Source organism: Kineococcus indalonis (assembly GCF_009906395.1).
In the GTDB taxonomy this organism is placed as follows: Bacteria; Actinomycetota; Actinomycetes; order Actinomycetales; family Kineococcaceae; genus Kineococcus; species Kineococcus indalonis.
The window spans coordinates 1-7,690 of record NZ_JAAALM010000163.1; the positions used below are offsets into that span (position 1 = coordinate 1).

The following is a 7,690-nucleotide window of genomic DNA, read 5'->3' on the forward strand; positions in this document are numbered from 1 at the left end:
GAAGGCGGCCACCGGCACCGACCCGTGGACCGGGCTGCTGGCGGGCACCCCCAGCTACCAGGTGATGCGCAACTTCCCCTGGAACAAGCTGCAGGTCCTGCCCAAGGACCACGGCAAGCCCGCCGGCGCTTGAGGACCCGGCGCGGCTGCGCGGCGCCGCCCCGGCCGACCCTCAGCGGGCCCGGCTGAGGCGGCGCTGCTGCAGCAGCTTCGCCAGGGGCGGCCAGGCGTGCGGCCTGCCCGCCAGCCACGCCCCGTGCCGCAGCGCCCCGCGCAGGTCCCCGGAGCGCTGCGCGGCGCGCATGTCGTCCCAGTGCAGCCGGCTGTAGATGCCGTCGTGGACGCGGGGCGTCAGCCACGGGCGGCCCGCGCAGGACCGCACCACGCGGTCGAAGCACTCCCGCATGAGGTCCTTGTCGTTGACGGCCTGCGAGACGTGCTCGTGGTAGACGACGCTGGGTTCGGCCAGCGCGACGCCCGTGCCCAGCTCCAGCACGCGCACCCACAGGTCGAGGTCCTGCACGCGCCGCAGCGGCCGGAACAGGCCGGCCTCCTCCAGCGCCCAGCGCCGCACCATCGTGCCGCTGGTGCACATGACGTCGCCGGGGGCCAGCAGGGTCAGCGGGTCCAGGGGCAGCTCGCGGCGCCACGGGTTGCCCACGACGCGCCCGGCCGGGGTCCTGGCCGGCGCGCACACCAGGACGTGGTCCCCGGCGCGGCGCAGCAGCGCCTCCAGGTGCCCGGGCTCCCACTCGTCGTCGGAGTCCAGGAACGCGACCCACTCCGTCGTGGCCGCCCGGACGCCCAGGTTGCGGGCCGGGCCGCTGCCGCCGTTCTGCTCCAGGCGGATCACCCGCGCCCCCGCGGCCTCGGCCACGTCCGCCGTCCCGTCGGTCGAGGCGTCGTCGACGACGACGACCTCGGCCGGTGCCACGCCCTGGCGCGCGATGCTCTCCAGGGCCCGGCCGATCAGGTGCGCGCGGTTCATCGCCGGCATCACCACCGTCACGTCAGCGGTCGGCTGCGGCACCGTGCGCTCCCCCCTCGTCCCGTCCTGCAGGTCCTGCCCGCCCGGCACCCCGCTCACGGCGCGTCCACCCGGGCGCCGGCGGCCGGGGCGGGGGAGGAGCCGAAGTGCTCGTCGAACGCGCCGAGGAGGTCCTCGGTGCTGCGCCGGCGCTCCTCGCTCGTCCACGGCCCCTCGAGGATCGCGGTGAGCTTGCGGCGGAAGACGGCGTACTCACCGGGGTCGACGCCGGCGTAGGTGACCGGTGCGGAGGCGTCCCGCAGGCCGTCCCGCAGGGTGGCCAGCTCCGGCACGTCGTAGCCGGTGCGCCGCCGGCCGAAGACGTCGATGAACACCCGGATGAGCAGCAGCCGCAGGTTGCCGTCGCGGAACCCGCCGCCGCGGCCCTGCCGCTGGAACCGGCGGTAGGTGCTGATGACGTAGTTGAAGTGGACGATGTCGTCGCTGCGGCCGCTGACGGCGATGCGCCGGGGGTCGGTGCGGCACTGCGCCCAGAAGGTGGTGTCGAAGGTGTGCCGCTCGCCCCACAGCCGGGCGTCGTGCCCCAGGTGCCGGTGCGGCGGCACCGAGCGCAGCCAGTCCACCTTCGAGCACTGCTCCCAGGTCGCGGCGAGCTCGCGGCCGTGCGCGGCGTACCAGGGGTCCCAGGCCCGCTCGACGCCCAGCACGCCGAGCTGCTCGTCGCGCGCGCGGCGGTAGGACTGGTCGTGCAGCTGCGGGTCGAGCGCGAACAGGTCGGCGTCGTGCAGGACGACGTGGTCGCCCCGGGCCTCGCGCACCGACGCGATGAGCTGCGCGCCGTGGTTGCGGCCGGGGTCGCGCAGCACCGGCAGCAGGACCCGCTCGGGCAGGGCCAGGTCCACCCGGCGCAGCGGGCCGGGCCACGTCGGCGCGGCGTCGGCGACGATCCGGTCCACCTCCGGGGTGCGCACGTCGGCGACGACGAGCGTCTCCACCCGGTGCCGGGCGCTCTGCTCGCGGCACACCGCGAGCGCGAGGTCCAGGAAGACCGGCAGGTCACCCGGCACGGGGACCACCAGGGAGTACCCCGGGGTCCGCTCGCGGTCCGCGCCCCAGCGGGAGTAGCGCACCCGCCAGTAGGCGCTGCGGGTGCGGGAGGCCAGGACGCTCACGGGCGCTGGCAGGGCCATGTCGAACACCTCTCGGTCGACCGGACGATCAGCAGCACGGACCTCTGCTTCATCGCCACGACCCGCGACCGGAACACTACCCGCTGCGCACCCCGTGCGGAACGCCGCGAGCGCGACGAGTCCGCGCGCCCGCTACCGCTCCGCCGCCCGCCACGCGCTGGACACCATCTCGTCGAGGTCGCGCCGCGCGCGCCAGCCCAGCTCGGCCTCGATCCGCTCGGTGCTGCCGACGACGCGGGCCGGGTCGCCGGGACGGCGCTCGCGCACCTCGTGGGCGACGTCCCGCCCCGAGGCCCGGCGCAGCGCGTCGAGGACCTCCAGGACGCTGCTGCCCTCGCCGCGGCCGACGTTGTAGGTGGCGGTCGACAGGTCGAGCTCCAGCGCCGCGGCGGCGCGCACGTGCGCCTCGGCGAGGTCCTCGACGTGCACGTAGTCGCGCACGCAGGTGCCGTCGGGGGTGGGGTAGTCGTCGCCGAAGACGACGGGGGAGGTGCCCGAGCGCAGCGCCCGCAGCGCCAGGGGGACCAGGTTGTGCGCGCCCGTGTCGGCGAGGGCGGGTTCGGCGGTGCCGGCGACGTTGAAGTACCGCAGGCTGACCAGCCCGGTGCCGTGGGCGCGGGCGGCGGCCGCCAGCAGGCGCTCGCCGTACAGCTTGGAGTCCCCGTACGGGCTCTGCGGCAGCAGGGGGGCGTCCTCCCGCACCAGCTCGACGTCCGGGGTGCCGTACACCGAGCAGCTGGAGGAGAAGACGATCCGCTCCACGCCGGCGGCGAGGGCGGCGGTGGCCAGGGCCGTGACGCCGCCGACGTTCTCGCGCGCGTACCGCAGCGGGTCCGACACCGACTCGGTGGGGGACTTCTTCGCCGCCAGGTGCACCACGCCGTCCGGGCGGACGGCCTGCAGGACGCCGGTGAGGAACGAGGCGTCGGTCACCGACCCGTCGAGGAACGCCACGCCCGCCGGCACCCGGTCGCGCGCACCGGTGGACAGGTCGTCGACCACCACCGCCTCGCGCCCGGAGGCCAGCACCGCCCGCACCACGTGGGCGCCGACGTAGCCGGCGCCCCCGGTGATCAACCACCGCGTTCCCGTCACGCGCCGGAGGTTACCGGCGCGGCGGCGCGGCGGCGGCGGGACGCCGCGGGCGGTTCCCCGACGGTCTCGCGGGCGCGGCGCGCGTTCTTCACTACTCTCCTGGCAGGGTTCGACCACCGGCCACCGCCGTCACCGTCTGACCGGCGCCCCACGCACACGAGCAGAGGAGACGACGTGGACATCACCCCTGCCCTCCGGGCCCCCGCGGTCACCGCGCCCCGCGCACCCCTGGCGCGCCGGCTGAGCCGGGTGCTCACGCAGCAGGCCGTGTCCGCGGTGCGCCGCCCGCAGGGGTTGCACCGCATGAGCCCGCCGAACACGCGCCGGCGATACCGGTGCCTGACCGTCGTCGACGTCGACCTCGACGCCGGCACGGCCGTGCCCCGCCCGACGATCACGCCTGCGCAGGGCCGACCCGAGGGCGTGCACGCCCTCGTCTGGTTCCACGGCCAGCCGATCGGCGACCTCACCCTCCCCGGCGCCCCCGACGCGGTCCTGCCCGGGCTGCCGGCCCGGGCCGCCCACCGCTTCGAGCAGGAGGTCCTCGAGCACCTGCTGCGCGACGCCCTGCAGACCCCGGGCGGCGTGCAGCGGGCGCTGGCCGAGGGCCTGCGCGCGGTGGCGCACCCCGAGCGCACGCCGGACACCTCCGGCACCACCGTCGCCGTGTGCACCCGCGACCGCCCCGAGGACCTGCGGCACTGCCTGCGGGCGATCGGCGAGCTGAGCAGCCCCGTGGCCGAGGTCCTCGTCGTCGACAACGCCTCCCGGGACGAGCGCACCCGGCAGGTCGCCGAGGAGTTCGGGGCGCGGTACGTGCGCGAACCGCGCGCCGGCCTGGACTGGGCGCGCAACCGGGCGCTGCTGGAGGCGCGCGGCTCGATCGTCGCCTTCGCCGACGACGACGTCCTGGTGCACCCGCGCTGGGCGGAGAACCTCGCGCGCGCCTTCGAGGACGAGCCGGACGCCGTGCTCGTCACCGGGCTGGTCGCCCCGGCGGAGTTCGCCACGCCCGCCCAGGTGATGTTCGAGGCCATCGGCGGGTTCGGGCGCGGCTACGCGCGGCGCTGGTTCTCCGTCGCCGTCGACGCCGGCGAGGTGGCCGCCCGCGCGTACCCCGGCACCGGGGACGCCGGCACCGGAGCGAACACGGCCGTGCGCCGCGAGCGGGCGCTGGCCCTCGGGGGTTTCGACCCCGCCCTCGACGTGGGCACCGCCACCGGCGGCGGCGGCGACCTGGAGATGTACTTCCGCGTCCTGGCCGCCGGCGAGCTCGTCCTGTACGAACCGGGCGCCGTCATCTACCACCGGCACCGCGCCACGATGGAGCAGCTGCGGCGCCAGCTGCGCGGCAACGGCACCGGCTCCTACAGCATCTACGCCGGCGCCGGGGCGAACTACGGCACCGTGCAGGCCCTGGACATGGCGCTGTTCAGCACCGCGTGGTTCCTGCGCTACCACGGGCGCGCCCAGGTGCGCAGCCTGGTGTGGCCGCGCATGTACCCGCCCGAGCTCGTGCGCGCCGATTCGCGCGGCGTCCTGGACGCGGTGTTCGGCCGCTACTACCGCCGGGCGCAGGAGCAGGCCGCCGAGCAGGCCGCCCTGCACCCCGGCGAGCCGAGCGCCCCGCCCCTGGTGCACCGCCCCGCGCAGCGCCGCCGCCGACGCACGGCCGACCCCGTGGTGGACGTCGACGTGCTGCGCGACGGGCCCGCGGCGGTGGACCTGTCGGCCTCGCGCCGCGGTGGGCGGCGCCTGCGCGTGCGCGTGCTGCGCGACGGGCAGCCGCAGTCCACGTTCACCGTCCACGCCCGCGGCGCCCGCGTCACGCGCGCCCGCCTGGTGCAGGAGCTGGCGCGGCACCTCGGCCCGGCCCTGCTGGTGCCCGGCACCTCCTGGGACGACCTGCGGTCCGCGCGCACGGGCGGAGCGCAGCCGCTGACGGACGCGCTGGGCGCCGCGGTGGCGCGACCGGCTGCGCGGCTGGACCCCTCGGTCGGCGTCAGCGTCCTCATGGCCACCCGCGACCGCCCCGGCCCGCTGCGCCGCAGCCTGGAGGCGCTGCTCTCCGCCGCCACCCGGCCGCTGCAGGTGGTCCTGGTGGACAACTCCGCGGACCCGGCGACCACGCGCGAGGTGGTCGCCGGGCTGCCCGGGGTGCAGGTCGTCCACGAGCCGTGGCCGGGGCTGTCCCCGGCCCGCAACGCGGGCATCCCGTCCCTCACCGGCGAGGTGGTCGTGCTCGTCGACGACGACGTCGTCATCACCCCGGGGTGGATGGAGGAGGTCCTCGCCCCGTTCGCGGACCCCTCGGTCGGGCTCGTCGCGGGCAACGTCCTGCCGGCCAACGTGGACCTGCTGGACCCGCAGGTGTTCGAGGACTACGGCGGTCTGGGCAGGGGCCCGCACCGGCGCACCTACGACCAGCAGTGGCTGTGGGGTTCCAAGGCCCCCGCCCCGACCTGGCAGATCGGTGCGACGGCCAACGCCGCCGTGCGCCGCGACGTCCTGGCCGGTCTCGGCCCGTTCGACGAGGTGCTCGGCCCGGGGCGCCCCTCCGGCATCGGCGAGGACACCGAGTACTTCTACCGGGTGCTGCGCGCCGGCTGGAACGTCGTCTACCAGCCCACCGCCGTCGTCCTGCACCACCACCGCGACGACCGAGCCTCGCTGCTGCGGCAGATGGGCGCCTACTCCAGCGGTCACGTGGCCTACCAGCTGCAGATCGCCGCCCGGCACGGCGACGTGCGCGGCTGGCGCCGCGTGGTGCGCACCCTGCCCGGGCACTTCGCGCGCCAGGCCGTCGCGGTGGCCCGCGGGGACGACGACTACCCCGGCGACGTGCTCGCCACGGAGGTCCGCGGCGCCGTGCGCGGGCCCTCCGCGTGGTGGCGCTCGCGCCTGGCGCTGCGCGAGGCGGACCGGCCGGTCCCGGAGTGAGCGCGGCGCTCCCGGTCGGGCGGGTGCAGCGCTCGGCGTCCCTGGTGGCCCACCTGACCGCGCGGGAGTTCCGCGTGCGCTACCAGTCGGCGTTCCTGGGCTGGTTGTGGGCGCTGGCCCCCGTGCTGGCGCGCTTCACCGTCCTCGGCGTGGTGTTCACCGCGCTGCTGCCCGGGCGGGGCCCGGACTACCTCGCGGAGCTGGCGGTGGGGGTGCTGGCCTGGACGTGGTTCTCCGGCGGCGTGCTCAACGCCACCACCAGCGCCGTGGACCGCGCCGACCTGCTCACCCAGCCGGCGCTGCCCCGGCAGGTCGTGCCCGTCGTCAGCGTGCTCACCGACGCCTTCGACTACCTCGCCGGCCTGCCCGTGCTGCTGCTCGTCGTCGCCCTCGACACCGGCGGCGTGCCGCTCAGCGCGCTGCTGTTCCCGCTGCTGCTGGTGCTGCAGGGGTGCCTGACGGTCGGGCTGGGCATGGCCGCCTCCGTCGGCGACGTGCACCTGCGCGACACCCGCCTGGGGGTGGGCCTGGTGCTCTCCGTCGGCATCTACGTCACCCCGGTGTTCTACTCGGTGGACACCGTGCCCGCCGCGCTGGCCGAGGTGGTGCGCTGGAACCCGGTGGGGGCGCTCATCGAGGCGCAGCGGCAGGTCCTGGTCGCCGGCACCGTGCCCGGCGCGGGGAGCCTGGCCGCGCTGGCGGCGGTGTGCCTGGGGGTGCTCGCCGGCGGGTGGGCCCTGCACCGGCGCTTCGCCCCGACGTTCCTGGACCACCTGTGAGCGCCCGCGCCGGCGGCGAGCCCGTGCTGGAGCTGCGCGGGGTGGGCAAGAGCTACCGGCGCGGTGGGGCGCACTCCCTGCGCGAGCGCTTCACCGGCTCCGCGGGGCGCGCCCGCAGCGTCGACGTCCTGCACGACGTGGACCTCACCGTGCGCCGCGGCGAGGTCGTCGGCGTCGTCGGTCGCAACGGCGGGGGCAAGTCCACCCTGCTGCGGGTGGCCGGCGGGCTCACCGCGCCCAGCAGCGGCACCGTGGTGCGCCGCGCGGCCGTCTCCGGGCTGCTGGCCCTGAACGCCGCCACCAGCGGGGAGCTGTCCGGCGCCGACAACGCCGTCACCGCCGCCGTCCTGGCCGGGCTCACCCCGGCGCGGGCGCGCGCCCGCCTCGGCGCCATCGGCGAGTTCGCCGAGCTGGACGCCGCCACCCTCGCCGAACCCGTGCGCACCTACAGCGACGGCATGAAGCTGCGCCTGGCGTTCGCCGCGGCCTCCGTCACCGAACCGGACCTCCTGCTCGTCGACGAGGTCCTCGCCGTGGGCGACATGGCGTTCCAGGAGAAGTGCCTCACCCACGTGGAGGCGCTGCGCGAGCGCGGGTGCGCCGTCCTGGTCGCCTCCCACGTCATGCCGCACCTGCGGCGCCTGGCCACCCGCGCCGTGTGGCTGGGCACCGGCACCGTGCACGTGGAGGGCGGGGCG

Annotated in this window: 6 protein-coding genes; 3 read left to right on the forward strand and 3 right to left on the reverse strand. The window is 76.7% G+C overall.

Annotation, left to right across the window (positions count from 1 at the left end; genetic code table 11):
- Positions 1-172: 172 nt before the first annotated feature.
- The 3 genes from GTR00_RS09965 to galE all read right to left on the reverse strand — a co-directional run bounded on the left by GTR00_RS09965 (position 173) and on the right by galE (position 3,273).
- Positions 173-1,087, reverse strand: a complete 915-nt coding sequence (locus GTR00_RS09965; protein ID WP_166611473.1) for a glycosyltransferase family 2 protein — start codon at positions 1,085-1,087, stop codon at positions 173-175.
- Positions 1,084-2,178, reverse strand: coding sequence for a glycosyltransferase family 2 protein (locus tag GTR00_RS09970; protein ID WP_166611474.1), 1,095 nt, complete (start codon positions 2,176-2,178; stop codon positions 1,084-1,086). Before GTR00_RS09970 ends, GTR00_RS09965 begins: the two co-directional genes overlap by 4 nt.
- Before the next feature lie 132 nt (positions 2,179-2,310).
- Complete coding sequence (galE, locus tag GTR00_RS09975) at positions 2,311-3,273, reverse strand: UDP-glucose 4-epimerase GalE (RefSeq protein ID WP_166611475.1); 963 nt, start codon at positions 3,271-3,273, stop codon at positions 2,311-2,313.
- A gap of 174 nt (positions 3,274-3,447) precedes the next feature.
- On the opposite strand from galE, the gene GTR00_RS09980 reads away from it, so the two are divergent.
- The 3 genes from GTR00_RS09980 to GTR00_RS09990 form a co-directional block, all read left to right on the forward strand.
- The gene (locus GTR00_RS09980; RefSeq protein WP_166611476.1) at positions 3,448-6,213 is read left to right on the forward strand and encodes a glycosyltransferase; all 2,766 of its coding nucleotides are present in this window, start codon (positions 3,448-3,450) and stop codon (positions 6,211-6,213) included.
- Complete coding sequence (locus GTR00_RS09985) at positions 6,210-6,992, forward strand: ABC transporter permease (RefSeq protein ID WP_166611477.1); 783 nt, start codon at positions 6,210-6,212, stop codon at positions 6,990-6,992. The genes GTR00_RS09980 and GTR00_RS09985 overlap by 4 nt, the downstream gene beginning before the upstream one ends.
- The coding region (locus GTR00_RS09990; protein ID WP_166611478.1) for an ABC transporter ATP-binding protein at positions 6,989-7,690 on the forward strand (702 nt) is incomplete at its 3' end. The genes GTR00_RS09985 and GTR00_RS09990, both read left to right, overlap by 4 nt.

Coding starts and splice junctions, on each gene's coding strand:
- GTR00_RS09970 (WP_166611474.1), bottom strand. CDS start 2,178: ATGGCCCTGCCAGCGCCCGTGAGCGTCCTGGCCTCCCGCACCCGCAGC.